A 16,453-nucleotide genomic window follows, 5' to 3' on the forward strand; every position below is an offset into this window, starting at 1 on the left:
AACCTCGCGTACCGCCCGGCGCCACCTCAAAGAGAACCCAGCACCAGCGCGACGAGGCAGCCCAGCAACCATGATTCGATGATCAACGGAACCGCCACCAGTGGCGTCCACCCGATCGCGTTGCGCGTCCGCAATTTCGAGATCACCAGCACCGCTGCGGCCACACCCGCACCGGCGATCCCCGTCCACGCGAGGCCGTAGGCGATCGGCAGATACCTGCTGCCGCGTTGTCCCTCGCCTGCGAGAAATTCGTACAGCGGAACGAGAATCGCTGCGGTCCAAGCACATCCGAGGGCGAGGAAAGTTGCGAGGGCGGCTCGCGTCAAGTCCGCCAGTCGCCTCGATATCGCCGACCCCATACATCCAGGGTGCCCGGCTGTCGACGGAACAACCACGCAACGCAAGCCGCCGGACTGCCGAATCCGCTCAGGTGCGGCACCCCGGCCGCTGCGACCATGTCGGTATACGCATCTCCTCGGCTCGACGCCCGCCCCGTAGGCTGGCCACCGATGACCGCCGACACCTTTCCCGAGCCTGTCGTCTACGCGATTCCGCTGCGCACGCGGTTTCGCGGGATCACCGTGCGGGAGGGGATGTTGATTCCGGGGCCGCTTGGGTGGGGTGAGTTCTGCCCGTTCCCCGAGTACGACGATCGGGAGGCGGCGGGATGGCTGGCGACGGCGGTCGAGCAGGTGACGACCGGCTGGCCGGAGCCGGTGCGGGAACGGATTCCGATCAATTGCACGGTGCCCGCGGTGGATCCGGAGCGGGCGCACCGAATCGTCAGCTCCTCGGGTTGCCACACGGCGAAGGTGAAGGTCGCCGACCACCCCGATTCCCTCGGCGAGGACCTGGCGCGAGTCGAGGCGGTCCGCGACGCGCTCGGCCCTGACGGCGGAATCCGGGTGGACGCCAACGCTGCATGGGACGTGGACACCGCGATCGCGCATATCGTCCGGATCGACCGGGCGGCAGGCGGTTTGGAGTACGTCGAACAACCCTGCCGGACCATCGAGGAACTCGCCGAGGTGCGCAAGAAGGTCGACGTGCGCATCGCCGCCGACGAATCCATCCGGCGCGCCGAGGACCCGCTGCGCGTTGCCGTGGCGGGGGCCGCCGATGTCGCCGTGCTCAAATGCACTCCCCTGGGCGGAGTCCGGCGCGCGCTGGAGGTCGCGGCGGCCGCCGGACTGCCCTGCGTGGTCTCCTCCGCACTGGAGACCAGCGTCGGCCTCGGCGCGCAGTTGGCGCTGGCCGGCGCGCTCCCGGAACTCGATTTCGCCTGCGGGCTCGGAACGATCTCTCTGTTCGAAGGGGATGTGGTGGACGAATCCCTACGCCCAGTGGACGGTTTCCTCCGCGTACCGCGCACACCCCTGACGCCCGCCCCGGCACTCGTCGACCGCTACCGCCACCGCGACCCCGACCGCGTCGCCTGGTGGCACGCTCGCTACGAACGCGTGCGCGCCCTGCTCTCCTAGCGACACATCTTCCGTACGCCTCACCTAGGCACCGGAGACGTACGAGAGATTTGTGACGATTCCTAGCCGATGCGAACGCCGCAGCTGAGCATGGTGGTTCGCAGCACGAGGGCGGCTTCGGGGCCGATGACTCCGTCGACCAGCTCGAGATAGCGGGTACAGAATTCGGGCCCGTGGGGGGCGACTTCGCCGGGTGCGGGTTCCAAGTGGTGGGCCAGTTCGTGCAAGACGACCAATTCGCGCAGAGCCCACGCGGTGCCGCCGGTGTGCAGCGGCACCGCGAGGACCGCGTCGGCCGCTTCGTAGTGAGCGGCGGTCGCTCCGGCACGCGACCGCACTCGAACCGGCGCCTCGGCTCGATCCCATTGGGCCCGAACCCAATTGAGGGCGAGCACCTTCTCAGCATAGGTCTGGACGGACGCCACCGAGGCGAAACGGCGTTCGACGGGCAAGGTGAGATGCGACCCGTACAGTTCGACGGTGCGGTTGCCGTACTCGTCGGCGCGATCGAACATGCCGCGGACCAGCTGTTCGGCGTCATATACATTGGCGCGCTGGGTATCTCGCACACTCATCGCGGACTGCTCCCGATCGCCGTCCAGCGACGCGGCGATTTCCGCCGACCTGAAATCGCCTGGGGAAATCGCTGCCTCATCCGCCCGCGCCCGCGACGAGCCCCGGGCAAGCGCTAGGACACCCTGCCGCACGCCGCGCCAGCATCCGTCGATTCACCCGCCCGCACCGGAGGTCAGTTGACCTCGCGCGCCGTCCAGTTCCGGCGACGTGCCCAACCGCGCCGCCCGACCCGCGCGGTCGCCCGCGTGACGGGCAGCGGCCGAGTGCCCTGCGGAGGCTTGGGGTCCGCGCCAGGTTCCTCGGGCCTCCGAGATGCGGCCATAGAAGTCGGTGAGTTCCAGTTCCTTGTCGCGCAGCGCGAGCGCGGTTCCCGTCGCCGTCTCCGGCGCCACCGCCTCGGCTTCGACCTCCGACTTCACCTCGGCGAGCCGTCGCCCGATGCGCGCGGCGAAGGCCATCTGGAAGTTCAGCCGCGCCGTCACCGGGGCGGCGGGCGCCTCCACCCGGCGCCGCACGGTGCGTCCCCAGCGCTTCTCGCTGACTATCTTCTCGACGGTCGCCGTGCGGTACTGGCCCGATTTGATGTAGTGATCGGACGCCCGAACCATCTGCACGAGCAGGCTGGCGTAGAGCGCCTCGCAGGTGTCGATATCGGTGTCGAAGCCGTACGCGTAGACCTGGGTCGAGGTGCGGGCAACATCGCAGCGCACGTCGTTGGCGTGCGCGATCGCGACGAACAGCTGCACGTAGGTGCGCAGTCCCTTCTTGCCGGGCTCGCCGATCGGAATGACCCGCTGCACCGGCGTCGGCCTGCGTTCCCGCCCCGCGACGTGCGCCCGCGCCACCGCGAGATCGATCGAGGACCGGGTCGCCAACCGCTGCGCCGCGGCGAGGAACGCCTCCGCTTCGTGCTCGTTGTCGGTCGCTTCTGCCTTGCGCAGCAGACCGCCGATGCGTGTGAGCATCCGATCGGGAACCGCGTTCGGCGAAGTCATCGGCAGCCAGGGTAACGGCACGCGACGACACAGGTCGTCGTGAGCTCGGGGCGGGCGGCGGGCCGATCGGCGGCGAACGATCCGCCCAACGCGCCCAGCGACCGGCGACATCCACCCGACCTGGCCTTCTGTACCGCTCTTCGGGCGTGGCGGATGAACACCATGTATCTTCCGTTGTGCAACCGGCAGGGTGTGCTGCTGCTCACGTCGTACCCATGGAGTGTTCGCGATGGCTTTGAAGAAGGTGTCGTCCCTACGTTCGTCGCTCGTACCGCGGGCCGCGTTGGCGGCCGCCGCGGTCGCGCTGCTGACGGCGACCTTCACCAGCGCGTGCTCCAGCGACAACGGCGGCAGCCCGACCAGCCAGAACCTCACCGGTCGCGGCCCGATCACCTACGTCGAGGGCAAGGACACCACCGAGACCGGTGTGGTCAAGCAGCTCATCGAGCGCTGGAACGCCTCGCACCCGGACGAGCAGGTGACGTTCAAGGAGCAGTCGAACGACGCCTCGCAGCAGTACGACGACCTGGTCGAGCACATGCGCTCCAAGCAGTCCACCTACGACGTGGTCGCCCTCGACGTGCCGTGGACCGCCGAGTTCGCCGCCAAGGGCTGGATCCAGCCGCTGAAGGACTCCTTCGCCATCGACACCTCGACGCTGCTCTCGCCGCCGGTCGCCAGCGCCACCTACAACAACACGCTCTACGCCGCGCCGCGCAACACCAACGGCGGCCTGCTGTTCTACCGCAAGGACCTGGTCCCGAATCCGCCGAAGACGTGGGGCGAGATGCTCGGCCAGTGCCAGGTCGCGCGGGACAACAACATCGGCTGCTACGCAGGGCAGTTCGCGCCCTACGAAGGTCTGACGGTGAACACCTCCGAGGTCATCAACGGATTCGGCGGCACCTTCGTCGGCGCCGACGGGAAGACCCCGACCGTGGACAGCCCGCAGGCGCGCGCCGGCCTGAACACCCTGGTCACCGCGTACAACAACGGCGACATCCCCAAAGAGGCGATCACCTTCAAGGAGCCGGAATCGGCGAACGCCTTCACCCAGGGCAAGCTGATGTTCCTGCGCGCCTGGCCGTCGACCTTCGGTGACGCCGGCGCCGAATCCTCGCAGGTCAAGGACAAGTTCGCGGTCGCGCCGCTGCCCGGCGAGAACGGCGTCGGCGCCTCCACGCTCGGCGGCTACAACGCGGCCATCAGCGCGTTCTCCAAGAACAAGGCCACCGCACTCGACTTCCTGCGCTTCCTGATCAGCGAGGATGCCCAGCACATCATCGCCTCGGGAGCGCTGCCCTCGGTGCGCGCCTCGCTGTACGACGACCCGGCGCTGATCGCCAAGATGCCGTACCTGCCCGCACTCAAGGAATCGATCGCCAGCGCCGTGCCGCGCCCGGTGACCCCCTTCTACCCGGCGGTGTCCAAGGCAATCCAGGACAACGCCTATGCTGCCCTGACCGGAAACAAGTCCGTCGACGACGCGATCGTCGGGATGCAGAAAGGCATCGAGACCGCGGGTTCGTGAACGAGCGCAGCGGACCCGACCAACCCGTAGGAGAGAGATAACGGTGTCGGATCCTTCGGGAGCGGCCACGCGCGTGCCGAGCGACGAATTCCTTCCGCGTAAACGCGGTTTCGGTGCGAGCCTGGCCTGGGAGCTGCGCCGCTCCGGCAAGGCCTGGGTCTTCGTGGCGCCGGTGCTGATCGCGCTGGCGGTCGTCATCGGCTACCCGGTGATCCGCGCGCTGTACATGTCCTTCCAGAAGGACCCCGGGCTCGACCCGAGCACGGGCATGTTCGTGGAGGGCGGCAGCGCCGGGTTCTCGAACTACACGCACTGGCTGCTGCAACAGTGCAGTCTGCCGACCGGCGAGACCATCGCCTGCCCCACCGGCAATCTCGGCTCGCAGTTCTGGATGTCCATCGGCATCACGCTGTTCTTCACCGTGATCACGGTGGCGCTGGAGGCGACCATCGGTCTCGCCATGGCGATCGTCATGGGCAAGAGCTTCAAGGGCAGGGCGCTGCTGCGCGCGGCGGTGCTCATTCCGTGGGCCATCCCGACCGCGGTCACGGCGCGGTTGTGGGAGTTCATGTTCCAGTACGACGGCGTGGTGAACCGAGTGCTCGGCACGCACATCCTGTGGACATCGGACCCGTGGGCCGCGCGGTTCGCGGTGATCGCCGCCGACGTGTGGAAGACGACGCCGTTCATGGCGCTGCTGCTGCTCGCGGGCTTGCAGGTGATCCCCAACGACGTGTATGAGGCCGCCAAGGTCGACGGCGCGTCGGCATGGCAGCGGTTCACCCAGATCACCCTGCCGCTGCTCAAACCCGCGCTCCTGGTGGCGATCCTGTTCCGCACCATGGACGCGCTGCGCATGTACGACCTGCCCGCCATCATGACGCTGAACAACCCGTCGACCCGCACGGTGTCGATCCTGGTGGTCGACCAGGTGCGCCAGGGACCGAACAGCGCCGCCGCCCTGTCCACCATCACCTTCCTGCTGATCTTCGCCGTGGCGTTCGTGCTGGTGAAGATCCTCGGCGCCAACGCCGTCCGCACTCAGGAAGCGCAGCGCGAAGGGACGGTGCGAGCATGACGACGAGCGACCGGGTGCGCACCGAGCAAGACAGTGGAGGCGCGCTGATGGCGACGAAGGAACCTGCCCCCGCCCGGACGGTGCCGTGGACCAAGCGGTTCGCATCCGTGCGCATGTACCTCGGCGTGCTCATCGTGCTGGTGTGGGGTCTCGGTCCGTTCTACTGGATGGCCGTCACCGCGTTCCGCGATCCGGACTACACCTTCGACAACACGCCGTGGCCGACGCACGTCACGCTGGAGAACTTCCGCGACGCGTTCGACACCAGCCGCGGCAACGACTTCGGCAAGGCGCTGGTGAACAGCGTGATCATCGGCGCGTGCACCACGGTGCTCGCGCTGCTCATCGGTATCTTCGCCGCGTACGCGCTGGCCAGGCTGACCTTCCGGGGCAAGTACGTGGTGGCCGGACTGATCCTGAGCGCGTCGATGTTCCCGGTGGTCGTGCTGGTGACGCCGCTGTTCCAGCTGTTCACCAACCTCGGCTGGATCGGTCAGTACCAGGCGATGATCATCCCGAACATCTCGTTCGTGCTGCCGATGACCGTCTACATCCTGGCCTCGTTCTTCACCGAACTGCCGTGGGAGCTGGAAGAGGCGGCCCGCATCGACGGCGCGAGCAAAATGCAGGCGTTCCGGCTGGTGATGCTGCCGCTGGCCGCGCCGGCGGTGTTCACCACCGCCATCCTGGCCTTCATCGCCGCGGTGAACGAATACCTGCTCGCCCGCCTGCTCTCCAGCGACGCGACCGAACCGGTCACCGTCGCGATCGCCCGGTTCTCCGGCAACAACCCGCTCGTACAGCCGTACGCCGCGATCATGGCGGCGGGCACGATCGTCACGATCCCGCTGGTGATCATGGTGCTGCTGTTCCAGCGCCGCATCATCTCCGGTCTGACCGCGGGCGGCGTCAAGAGCTGAATCTTTGGCGCGCTGGCGCGCGCGGGTTCGCGGCCCCTGTTGTCTCGATTCCCAGCGGCCGAGACTCGCGACTGCGTCGCATGCGCTTCGGCCACTGGGAATCGAGACGGCCGCGAACGGTCGCTCGTCGGGCTCGCTCCGTTTGTGGGTGGGTGAGCGGGGAACGTTCCGTGTCGACTTACAGGTTCGGGCAGATGACCTGGTTTCGGCTCTGGTTGGGCCTGGGGAATGCTCGGGTTACTTTGCCTAAGAAGCGGAATGGTGTGGACTGTGTGCCGCCTCGGCCGGGCCGGGCGGAGTAGAGTCCGGTCGTAGCTCGTTTCGGCGATCGTTGTCAGTGCAGGTGGGGTTCGACCGACAACTCCGGGAGGAGATGATCGTGAGCTCGTTCGGCAAGCGAGGCGGGAAACGCGATGCCGGGGGCAAGCAATCGTCACCGCCGCACGCCTCCATCGCGGGCTTCCGTGAACGGAACACACCGCATGCGCGGGAACGGAAAGCGCAGGCGCTCAGGCGATCCCGGCCCGGCGACACCGCGACGCCGACGGATACCGAGCGGCCGCCGCGCAGTCGCGCCGAACGGCTGCGTCGGCTCGCGCTCGCGCTGTTCATCCTGTTCGTCGCGACGCCCTCGCTGCTGTTCGTGCTGGTCTACTGGAGCGCCGAGGTTCCCGATCCGGCTGCGGTGCAGACGAATCAGGTCGCCACCATCCTCGCTGCGGACGGCAGCACGGTGATAGCGAAGGTGATTCCGCCGGACGGCAACCGGATCCCGGTGCCGCTTTCCGAGGTGCCCGAACCGGTGCGCAACGCGGTGCTCTCCGCCGAAGACCGCGATTTCTACACCAACCCTGGCTATTCCACGTCCGGCTTCCTGCGCGCGGGCCGGGACAACCTGCTCGGCAAGGACAACGCGGGCGGCGGCTCGACCATCACCCAGCAGTACGTGAAGAACGCCTTCCTCGGCTCGGAACGCACCTTGACCCGCAAGATGCGCGAGCTGATCATCGCGGCCAAGATGGCCAGGCAGTGGAGCAAGGACGACATCCTCGCCGCCTACCTCAACACCATCTACTACGGGCGCGGCTCCTACGGCATCGCCGCGGCGTCGAAGGCGTACTTCGACAAGCCGCCCGCACAGCTGACGCTCGCCGAGGGCGCGGTGCTCGCGGCCCTCATCCGCACGCCATCGGTCCTCGACCCGGAAACACACCTGCCGGAACTGAAGGAGCGCTGGCGATATGTGCTCGAGGGCATGGTCGAGATGGACGTGCTGGCGCCGGGCGACCGGGACGCCACCGTTTTCCCGCGGATAGTGCCGATCACCGACATTCCCGACCACGACGCCGCCCGCGGCCCGGAGGGCTTGATCCGCACCCAGGTCCTGCGCGAGCTGCGCGCCTCCGGCATCAGCGAACGCGAAATCAACACGGGCGCACTGCAAATCACCACCACCATCGACGCGAAGGCGCAGCAGGCTGCGCTCACCGCCGTGCACGACCGGCTCGGCGGGCAGCCGCCGTACCTGCGCGCCGCGGTGGTCTCGATCGATCCGCGCTCCGGCGCGGTGCGCGCCTACTACGGCGGCGAGGACGGCATCGGCTACGACTTCGCGCAGGCGCCGTTGCAGACCGGGTCGGCGTTCAAGGTGTTCGCAGTGATCGCCGCACAGCAGCAGAGCATCCCGCTGACGCGCGTGCTGGACAGTTCGCCGGTCACCGATCGCGGCGCCAGGATCACCAACGTGGACGGCGAATCCTGCGGCAAGTGCAGCATGGCCGAATCGCTGAAGCGCTCGCTGAACACCAGCTTCTACCGGCTGACGATGTCGATGTTCGAGGGACCGCAGGCGATCGCGGACGCCGCGCACCAGGCGGGCGTCCCGGAGGAGATCCCCGGCGTCGCGGGCAAGACGCTCACCGAGGAGGGCGGCCCGCCGCTCAACGGCATCGTGCTCGGCCAATATCTGGTGCGCCCGATCGACATGGCCTCGGCATACGGCACCATCGCGGCTTCGGGCATGTACCACCGGCCGTATTTCGTGCAGCGCGTGGTGACCGGCGACGGACGGGTACTGCTCGATCGGGGCACGCCCGAACAGCAGGTCGGCGACCAGCTGCCGCCCGGCGAGCAGCGCATCAAGCCCGCTTTCGCGGAGAACACCATCGCCGCGATGATGCCGATCGCCGCCTATTCCAACGGGCACGCGCTGGCAGGCAACCGGCCGTCGGCGGCCAAGACCGGCACGACCCAGCTCGGCGATTCCGACGACAACAAGGACGCCTGGATGATCGGCTTCACGCCGTCGCTGTCCACCGCGGTGTGGATCGGCAGTGAGCGTTCGCAGCCGATTCGCACCGCGGGCGGCGCGGACATCTACGGTTCGGGCCTGCCCGCCGACATCTGGAAGCAGATGATGGACGGCGCACTGGAGGGCACACCCATCGAGCAGTTCCCCACCGCGCCCGCGAGCGGCCCCGCGGTCGGCGGCCCCAACCCGCCGAAGCCATCGAACAATCCCTACGACATATTGAACCCGAACCCGAATCCATCTCGGGCACCAGAGCAACAACCGCAGCCATCGATCGTCATTCCGCCCGCGCCGCCGCAGCCGACGCAGGTCGAAATCTTCCCTGGACTGAGCGTTCCGGTGCCGGGCTGACGTGCGCACCGTCAGATAACTGTGCCGCACACCATCTTGAATCGATCTTGTGACCTAGCGTGCCTCCGGGGAACGCATGACATGGCAGCATCGTTTTGCCAGAGTGAGAGCGCGGCCCGTCGGCGCCGAGGTGAACGAGGGGCGACGCCCGTCCCACGGTGACGATGCGGAAGGATAAGCGCTTTAGCGACGACGGCAGCGGCGCGAGCGACCGGCCGACAGGCGGTAGCGTGCGGACACAGAGGGCCCGGAAGCGCCGCCAATTGAAAACAGACTAGACATAGGGGCTACGCCGGTGGATTTCAATGTCGTTGACCGTCCCGAGGTGCTGGTGGCGGGCACGGTGCTTCGCAGCCCAGCGCTAGCGGTCGAAGGGCCGCGCCGCGCGAAGGTGGAGGAAGCGTGGAAGCGCATTCTCTCGCGCCGCCTACCCGGCCCGCCGACCACCGCCTATGTCGATCACGCGCCGGAGATCAACTCCTATCTGACCCACATCGTCGGCTACCGCTGCCGCAGCATCGACGACCTGCTGCCCGGCGACGTGCTGGCCAGGGTGCCCGGTGGCCGCTTCGCCCGATTCATCGCCAGCGGCGACGATCTCGGCGATACGATCGTCAGCATTTGGCGGGCGGTGTGGGATGCCGAGGCGGGAGGCCGGTTCGTGCGCTCCTATACCGGCGACTGGGAGCACTATCCCGACGACCGCACCGCCGAGGTCTTCGTGGCGCTGGCCGACGAACCGAGCGACGGGTAGGACACAGCAGTGGATTTCGAGATCGTCACCCTGGACGAAAGCCTGGTCGCCGGATTGACCATTCCGCTGGCAGGCCGCGAAGTGGCCGCACGCGACCTCGATCTGGTGAATTTCACCTGGGATCGCTACCTCGCCAGGGAGAAGAGCGTGCCGCGCGTCGCGGCGTACATCGGCCAGAACGACCACGCCGTCGCCGTCCTCGGCTACGAGGTGGGTTCGCTGGACGACCTGGACCAGGGCGACGTGGTGACCCGCATCCCGCACGGCCGCTACGCGAAGTTCGTCGTCTCCGACAAGCCCTACGACCTGCTGCGCACCGCGTGGGCGCAGGTCGCAAAGGCCGAGAGCGCGGGCATCATCACCCGCTCGCACACCGCGGAGATCGAGCGCTACACCGGCCCGACCTCCGTCGAGGTCTACGTCTCGCTGGACTGAACCGGCTTCGAGTTCGAACGGGCTTCGAACCGAACGGCTTCGAATTGAACGAGCTCAGCGCCGACGCGGCGTGTCCGTAGCCCATCGATCGGGGCCGCGGACACGCCGCTCGCGAATCCGGCCGATCCCGCTCACCGTGGCGGCCGCAGCGGGCGGGATTTCCCGTCGTCACCAGCGCATCCCGTCTTGTAATCGAACGTACGACCCATCGTATGTTTAAACGGAAGATGGCAAGATGGAGACGGTGAGCGAACTCGAGCAGCGGCACAGTGCACGCGGGGACATGCTTTCGGCCGACCGGCCCGAACCGGTGATCACCGATCAACGCCTCCTGCGCGGCGCGCAGACCAGGCGCACCATCGCTCGCCACGCCGTCGACGTCGCCTCGGTGGAAGGACTCAACGGACTCAGCCTCGGCAGGCTGGCCACCGACCTCGGGCTCAGCAAAAGCGGCGTTCAGACGCTGTTCGGAACGAAGGAGAACTTGCAACTCGCCGCGATCGACTGCGCGCGAGAAGAGTTCGTCGCAGCGGTCGTGCGACCCGTCCGCAGCACGCCACACGGTGCGGCGCGGCTGCGCGCGCTGATCGAACACTGGATCGCCTATGCCGAGCGGCCGCTGTTCCCCGGGGGTTGTTTTCGTGCCGCGAACATCGCCGACTTCGACAGCAGGCCGGGCCCGGTCCGTGACGCGCTGGTCCGCGATCAGACGGCATGGGTGGACCTGCTCGCGGCCGAACTACGCGCCGCGGCGGACGCGGGCGAGATCGCCGAACTCGATGTCGATTTCGCCGCATTCCAGATCGACGCGGTGCTGTGCGCCGCGAACACGGCGCTGCGCCTCGGCGACGAAGACGCACCGGACAAGGTGCGCAAGGTCGTCGAAGGATTCCTCGCGCCTCCACGCTGAACCGCATCGAGTTCGCCTGCGGCACACCGGTTCCGGTCCGAAACCCACAAAGCCGGTCGGAGAGCGACTCTCCGACCGGCTTCCCTCATCTACGAGTGACGGATCTACTCCGCGCCGATGATGAACGCTTCCAGCTGGGCGCGCGCGATGTCGTCCGCGAGCTGCTTCGGCGGGGACTTCATCAGGTAGGCCGAGGCCGGGATGACGGGTCCGCCGATGCCGCGGTCCTTGGCGATCTTGGCCGCGCGCACCGCGTCGATGATGATGCCCGCCGAGTTGGGCGAGTCCCACACCTCGAGCTTGTACTCCAGGTTCAGCGGCACGTCGCCGAAGGCGCGGCCCTCGAGGCGCACGTAGGCCCACTTGCGGTCGTCGAGCCAGCCGACGTGGTCGGACGGGCCGATGTGCACGTCGTTGGCGCCCAGTTCCTTCTTCAGGTTGCTGGTGACGGCCTGGGTCTTGGAGATCTTCTTGGACTCCAGGCGCTCGCGCTCGAGCATGTTCTTGAAGTCCATGTTGCCGCCGACGTTGAGCTGCATGGTGCGGTCGAGCTGCACGCCGCGGTCCTCGAACAGCTTGGCCATCACGCGGTGGGTGATGGTCGCGCCGACCTGGCTCTTGATGTCGTCGCCGACGATCGGGACGCCCGCGTCAACGAACTTCTGCGCCCACACCGGGTCGGAGGCGATGAACACCGGCAGCGCGTTGACGAAGGCGACACCCGCGTCGATGGCGCACTGGGCGTAGAACTTGTCCGCCTCTTCCGAACCCACCGGCAGGTAGGACACCAGGACGTCGACCTTCGCGTCCTTCAGCGCCTTCACCACGTCGACCGGCTCGGCCTCGGAGAGCTCGATGGTTTCCGCGTAGTACTTGCCGATGCCGTCGAGCGTCGGTCCGCGCTGCACGACCACGTCGGTCGGGGGCACGTCGGAAATCTTGATGGTGTTGTTCTCGCTGGCGAAGATCGCCTCGGCCAGGTCGAAACCGACCTTCTTGGCGTCCACGTCGAACGCGGCGACGAACTTGACGTCGCGGACGTGGTACGGGCCGAACTTGACGTGCATCAGACCGGGCACGGTCGAGGTCTCGTCCGCGTCCTTGTAGTACTGCACGCCCTGGACCAAGGAGGAGGCGCAGTTGCCCACGCCAACGATGGCCACGCGAACTTCGGTGGCGTTCTCAGCCGTATTGATGTCACTCATGGCCGATGGTTCCCTCTTTCTGTGGTGCCGCCTTCGTTGATTGCTCCGCCGCAATCAACTCGTTGAGCCAGCGCACTTCGCGCTCGCTTGATTCCAGACCGAGTTGGTGGAGCTGTCGGGTGTAGCGATCCAACGACCCGCTGGCCCGTTTGATCGCTTCCCGCAATCCCTCTCGGCGCTCCTCGACCTGCCGGCGCCTGCCCTCCAGGATCCGCATCCGCGCCTCCGCGGGAGTGCGGCTGAAGAACGCCAGGTGGACGCCGAAGCCGTCGTCGGTGTAGTTCTGCGGGCCGGTGTCCGCGAGGAGCTCCGTGAAACGCTCCCGCCCCGCCGGTGTCAGTTGATAGACCCGCCGCGCGCGGCGCATGGTGACGCCCGCGAGGTTCTCCTCCGCGATCAGTCCATCCGCCTGCATGCGCCGCAGCGTCGGATAGAGCGACCCGTAGGAGAAGGCCCGAAACGGCCCGAGCAGGCCCGTCAGCCGCTTGCGCAGCTCGTAACCGTGCATCGGCGCTTCGAGGAGCAGCCCGAGGATTGCCAGCTCGAGCATCGGGCGTCACCCCCTGACTGTTGTGCAGACCTAACCGATGGATGCGACTTCCGAGTATATCGCGCCGATATAACCGGGCACAGCGATGGGCGATATATGGAGCGGTCTCCCGGCTCGGATCAGCGGTTGGGCGGGCGGACGTTCAGCGGTTCGCCGTCGAAGAGGACGGTCATGAAGCCGCTCTCGCTGTTCTCGTTCTGCACGTAGATCTGCAGGTAGGGCTGCGCGTTCTTCTTGGCCTCACGCTCGATGCTCACGTGCGAGATCGGGCTGCCTGGCAGCAGCAGCGACTGCGGGGCTCCCGCGAGCAGGCGCGCGAGCACGGGCAGGTCGATGGCGCCCATGTCGACGGTCGGAGTGTCGGGTTTGCGCGAGGACGGGTTGCCGAACAGCGAGAAATCGCCGTCGAAGTGGTAGTAGACGGACTTGCCGTTCTCGTTGCGATAGAAGAGCGCGTAGCCCGGATACACGGTGACGTCGTCGGCGATCGTCTCGCCGAACTCGGCGCGGTACCGGTCGATGAAATAGGCCAGGCCCGCACCCGTGGTCAGGTCGGGCAGCGGGTCGGCGGCGGCCCGGTCGACCGTGCTGTGCGCTACGCAGCCGACCAGCCCGCCCGCGACGAGGGCAGCGGTCAGGATCGCCGCGGGAATCCAGCGCGTCCGGCCGCGGCCGCCGCGCACCACGGGCGCGTCGACCATTTCGCCGGGGATCTGCAGGTCGTCGATCAGCTTGTCGAGTTCGCCGAAAGACTTGGCGCGCATCGCTGTTGCGGTGCGGGCGGCGTGCTCGGACGCGGTCAGCTGGCCGTCGGCGAGCGCGGCGTCCAGCAGTCCGCAGACGTCGGCGCGATCGCTGTCGCCTGCCCGCAGCCGGTCGTGGTTCGACGCCATCATCCGACCTCCCTGACCTTCAGCACCTCGCCGGACGGCGAGATCAGGACGCTGCCGTGCTGGCTGCGATCGTTGCGAACGCGAATCTCGACGAGGGGCCTTCCGTTGCCCGCGGTGGAAGAGTCGGCGGAGACCTCGATGGAGTCGACGACACCGCCCGGCACTTTGGTCATCGCTGGCGCCGTGGCGAGCACCGCGCCGATGGCCTCGACGTTCAGCGTGGCCAGGTCCACCGACCGCGTGTCCGGCCTGCGCGTGGTGATCAGATTGTCGTGCTGGGTGAATCCACCCCAGTAGTCCCAGTCGACCGACCACTGCGACCCCTCCGGCGCGATGCGCTGCACCGTCGCGAAATCCTTGTGCAGCCACAGCTCGTCGACGAGGGTGTCGCCGAACTTCTCCCGGTACTTGTCGCGGTAGAGCGTCATCCCCGCGACGGTGTACAGCTCGGGCCTCGGCAGCACCAGCGGCTGCACCGTGCCCAGCTCGACCGGGACGGCCCGCGCGGGGACCGCACGATCGTCGCGCCCCGCGGCGAAATACCCTGCGCAGACACCGAGCACGGCCACCGCGGCCACCGCGACACGGAACCACAGGTTCCGGCGCGAACGCGGCGGGCTCGGCGGCGCCGCCGCGGCGACGCGTTGCACGTCGGCCACCAGTTCACCCAGCTCACCCAGGGTTGTGGCCTCGGAAGCCAGCTCGGTGAGCGCCTCGTGCTCGTCCGCGTCGAGCTGCCCTTCGCCGTGCGCGTCGTCGAGCACCCGAATCGTGTTGGCGCGATCGGCATTCCGCGCCCTGGTGTGGTCCGGATAACTCGCACGGCTCCGGGTCCGCCGCAAAGGTTTCCGCGACTTCTCCGACCCGCCCGGCATCAGATCGCGCGCGGCGGCCGGAACCTGTAGATCGCTCGTCAACCGCGCCAGCTCCCCAACGGTCTTGGCGCTCCCCGCTTTCGCCGTCCGCTCGCGATACTCGTCTGCCCCGAGCTGGCCCTCCGCGTAGGCCGCATCCAGCAGACCGCATGCATTCACGCGGTCCAGATCACGCGCTCGCATGCGCCCGTTGCTACCGGTGGACACACACGAATCGTAAACAGAACATGCCCACGGAGAACGGTTCCCGCGAAACCGAGCGAATCGGAGACGCGCACGTCATCGATACGTGCACGTCGCCTCGGAAATACGGAGCGCCCCTGTCACGAACCGAGGGCGTCTCGGGCCTCGGCAAGACCCCTGGACAACATCGAAACGGATCGCCTTGTCCTGAACCACTGCACGAACAACACATGCCGAGCGAAGCGAAGCGACTTGTGCAATAAATGTCACGGATCTGCGCCACGCACGGACTGGACAAGTCGAGCGGAGCAAGGCGTCGCCGCTCGGCGACGTGTTGATAGGTGCAGGTCGACCCGGGAAGCGGAGCGCCCCGAGTCGCGAACCGGCGCCTGGTGCGGGCGAGGTAAGCCGAGCGGAGCGAGGCGTCCTCGCCCCCCGAAACTTTGAAAGGTGCAGGTCGACCCGGGAAGCGGAGCGCCCCGGGTCGCGAACCGACGCTTGGTGCGGGCGAGGTAAGCCGAGCGGAGCGAGGCGTCCTCGCCCGCACCCCGCTACTCTGGTTGGCGTGCGAATTCAGCGGCAGGTAGTCGACTACGCGCTCCGGCGCCGGTCGCTGCTGGCTGACGTCTATGCGGGCCGGGTCGATGTCGCCGAGGTATGTGATGCAAATCCCTATCTGCTGCGTGCGGCGAAGTTCCACGGTCGGGGGAGCGAGGTCACGTGCCCTATCTGCCGGAAAGAACAGCTCACCCTCGTATCCTGGGTCTACGGCGACGGCCTCGGGCCGGTGGCTGGATCGGCTCGCACACCCGAGGAGCTGATGCGCCTCGCCGAGACTCGCGAGGAGTTCTCGGTGCATGTCGTCGAGGTATGCCGGACCTGCAGCTGGAATCATCTGGTGCAGTCCTATGTGCTCGGCAATGCCCCGGCTCCCACGCGTCGCCGCACGGGTACGCGAGCGAACCGACGTACCGCCGCCGAGTGATGTGCCTGGTCATCTGCCTGTCGGGTGACTCGCGGAGCCTGCACGTGTCCGCCGCGGTGCCCGTGACCGCACCGAGCCAGCCTGACCGATACGAGTTATGGAGATCTTGTCAGTGAATTCGCCCTACGAGACTTCCCCCTACGGCGATGAACCGCACGGCGGCCGTACTCAGCGAAGTTCACAACCATCTCCGAACCCGGCTCCAGGCCAGCGCCAAGCGCCCCCACCCGGTTTCCGTCCGCTACCGCCGCCGGGCGGTCCGCGCCCTGGTGGCCCGCAGGGCGGCCCGCGTCCCGGTGGCCCCCAGGGCGGACCCAACGGTGATCCGCGCGGTCAGCAGCCGCCGCATCGTCCCGGACCGCCGCAGGGGCGTCCCCCGCAGGGACGCCCCCCGCAAGGACGTCCGCCGCAAGGTCGCCC

Annotated in this window: 17 protein-coding genes; 10 read left to right on the forward strand and 7 right to left on the reverse strand. The window is 67.7% G+C overall.

Going from position 1 to position 16,453, the window contains the following annotated elements; translation table 11 throughout:
- Window positions 1-26: 26 nt before the first annotated feature.
- Window positions 27-326, reverse strand: a complete 300-nt coding sequence (locus NX1_RS32430) for a hypothetical protein (protein WP_068068107.1) — start codon at window positions 324-326, stop codon at window positions 27-29.
- Window positions 327-509: 183 nt separating this feature from the next.
- Here NX1_RS32430 and NX1_RS32435 point away from each other — a divergent pair, with 183 nt between their 5' ends.
- Window positions 510-1,481 carry an o-succinylbenzoate synthase gene (locus tag NX1_RS32435; protein WP_068068109.1) on the forward strand — a complete coding sequence of 324 codons (972 nt, stop codon included), beginning with the start codon at window positions 510-512 and terminating at the stop codon, window positions 1,479-1,481.
- A gap of 62 nt (window positions 1,482-1,543) precedes the next feature.
- Here NX1_RS32435 and NX1_RS32440 read toward each other — a convergent pair whose 3' ends face one another.
- Both NX1_RS32440 and NX1_RS32445 read right to left on the reverse strand, forming a co-directional pair.
- A complete protein-coding gene (locus tag NX1_RS32440) occupies window positions 1,544-2,056 on the reverse strand; it encodes a TIGR04338 family metallohydrolase (protein WP_068068140.1) in 513 nt (170 codons plus the stop codon).
- A gap of 153 nt (window positions 2,057-2,209) precedes the next feature.
- Window positions 2,210-3,052 (reverse strand): DUF2786 domain-containing protein, encoded by an 843-nt coding sequence (locus NX1_RS32445; protein ID WP_174555554.1) that lies wholly within the window; start codon window positions 3,050-3,052, stop codon window positions 2,210-2,212.
- Window positions 3,053-3,281: 229 nt separating this feature from the next.
- On the opposite strand from NX1_RS32445, the gene NX1_RS32450 reads away from it, so the two are divergent.
- The 7 genes from NX1_RS32450 to NX1_RS32480 all read left to right on the forward strand — a co-directional run bounded on the left by NX1_RS32450 (window position 3,282) and on the right by NX1_RS32480 (window position 11,342).
- Complete coding sequence (locus NX1_RS32450) at window positions 3,282-4,583, forward strand: ABC transporter substrate-binding protein (protein WP_068068146.1); 1,302 nt, start codon at window positions 3,282-3,284, stop codon at window positions 4,581-4,583.
- A gap of 43 nt (window positions 4,584-4,626) precedes the next feature.
- Window positions 4,627-5,661 carry a carbohydrate ABC transporter permease gene (locus NX1_RS32455; protein ID WP_084501924.1) on the forward strand — a complete coding sequence of 345 codons (1,035 nt, stop codon included), beginning with the start codon at window positions 4,627-4,629 and terminating at the stop codon, window positions 5,659-5,661.
- A 47-nt stretch (window positions 5,662-5,708) separates the two neighbouring features.
- On the forward strand, window positions 5,709-6,581 hold the full coding sequence (locus NX1_RS32460; protein ID WP_068068149.1) for a carbohydrate ABC transporter permease: 873 nt from the start codon (window positions 5,709-5,711) through the stop codon (window positions 6,579-6,581).
- A 373-nt stretch (window positions 6,582-6,954) separates the two neighbouring features.
- Window positions 6,955-9,243 carry a transglycosylase domain-containing protein gene (locus NX1_RS32465; RefSeq protein WP_068068116.1) on the forward strand — a complete coding sequence of 763 codons (2,289 nt, stop codon included), beginning with the start codon at window positions 6,955-6,957 and terminating at the stop codon, window positions 9,241-9,243.
- 295 nt (window positions 9,244-9,538) lie between these two features.
- Entirely contained in the window at window positions 9,539-9,997 is a 459-nt protein-coding gene (locus NX1_RS32470) for a GyrI-like domain-containing protein (RefSeq protein WP_068068118.1), read from the forward strand.
- 9 nt (window positions 9,998-10,006) lie between these two features.
- Window positions 10,007-10,432 (forward strand): GyrI-like domain-containing protein, encoded by a 426-nt coding sequence (locus NX1_RS32475; protein ID WP_068068120.1) that lies wholly within the window; start codon window positions 10,007-10,009, stop codon window positions 10,430-10,432.
- A 283-nt stretch (window positions 10,433-10,715) separates the two neighbouring features.
- Entirely contained in the window at window positions 10,716-11,342 is a 627-nt protein-coding gene (locus NX1_RS32480) for a TetR/AcrR family transcriptional regulator (RefSeq protein WP_068068152.1), read from the forward strand.
- Between the two features lie 104 nt (window positions 11,343-11,446).
- On the opposite strand, the gene NX1_RS32485 is transcribed toward NX1_RS32480, so the two are convergent.
- The 4 genes from NX1_RS32485 to NX1_RS32500 form a co-directional block, all read right to left on the reverse strand.
- Window positions 11,447-12,547, reverse strand: coding sequence for an inositol-3-phosphate synthase (locus NX1_RS32485; protein ID WP_068068123.1), 1,101 nt, complete (start codon window positions 12,545-12,547; stop codon window positions 11,447-11,449).
- Window positions 12,540-13,097: a PadR family transcriptional regulator gene (locus NX1_RS32490; RefSeq protein ID WP_068068126.1), complete on the reverse strand. Its 558-nt coding sequence runs from the start codon at window positions 13,095-13,097 to the stop codon at window positions 12,540-12,542. The genes NX1_RS32485 and NX1_RS32490 overlap by 8 nt, the downstream gene beginning before the upstream one ends.
- A gap of 119 nt (window positions 13,098-13,216) precedes the next feature.
- Window positions 13,217-13,993 (reverse strand): DUF1707 SHOCT-like domain-containing protein, encoded by a 777-nt coding sequence (locus NX1_RS32495; protein WP_068068129.1) that lies wholly within the window; start codon window positions 13,991-13,993, stop codon window positions 13,217-13,219.
- Entirely contained in the window at window positions 13,990-15,072 is a 1,083-nt protein-coding gene (locus NX1_RS32500; RefSeq protein ID WP_157120312.1) for a DUF1707 SHOCT-like domain-containing protein, read from the reverse strand. The genes NX1_RS32495 and NX1_RS32500 overlap by 4 nt, the downstream gene beginning before the upstream one ends.
- Window positions 15,073-15,613: 541 nt before the next feature.
- On the opposite strand from NX1_RS32500, the gene NX1_RS32505 reads away from it, so the two are divergent.
- Window positions 15,614-16,033, forward strand: a complete 420-nt coding sequence (locus NX1_RS32505) for a DUF5318 domain-containing protein (RefSeq protein ID WP_068068131.1) — start codon at window positions 15,614-15,616, stop codon at window positions 16,031-16,033.
- Between the two features lie 146 nt (window positions 16,034-16,179).
- Window positions 16,180-16,453: hypothetical protein (locus tag NX1_RS37540; RefSeq protein WP_218024215.1), on the forward strand; the 274-nt coding region annotated here is incomplete at its 3' end.

Source organism: Nocardia xishanensis NBRC 101358, from assembly GCF_001613365.1.
In the GTDB taxonomy this organism is placed as follows: Bacteria; Actinomycetota; Actinomycetes; order Mycobacteriales; family Mycobacteriaceae; genus Nocardia; species Nocardia xishanensis.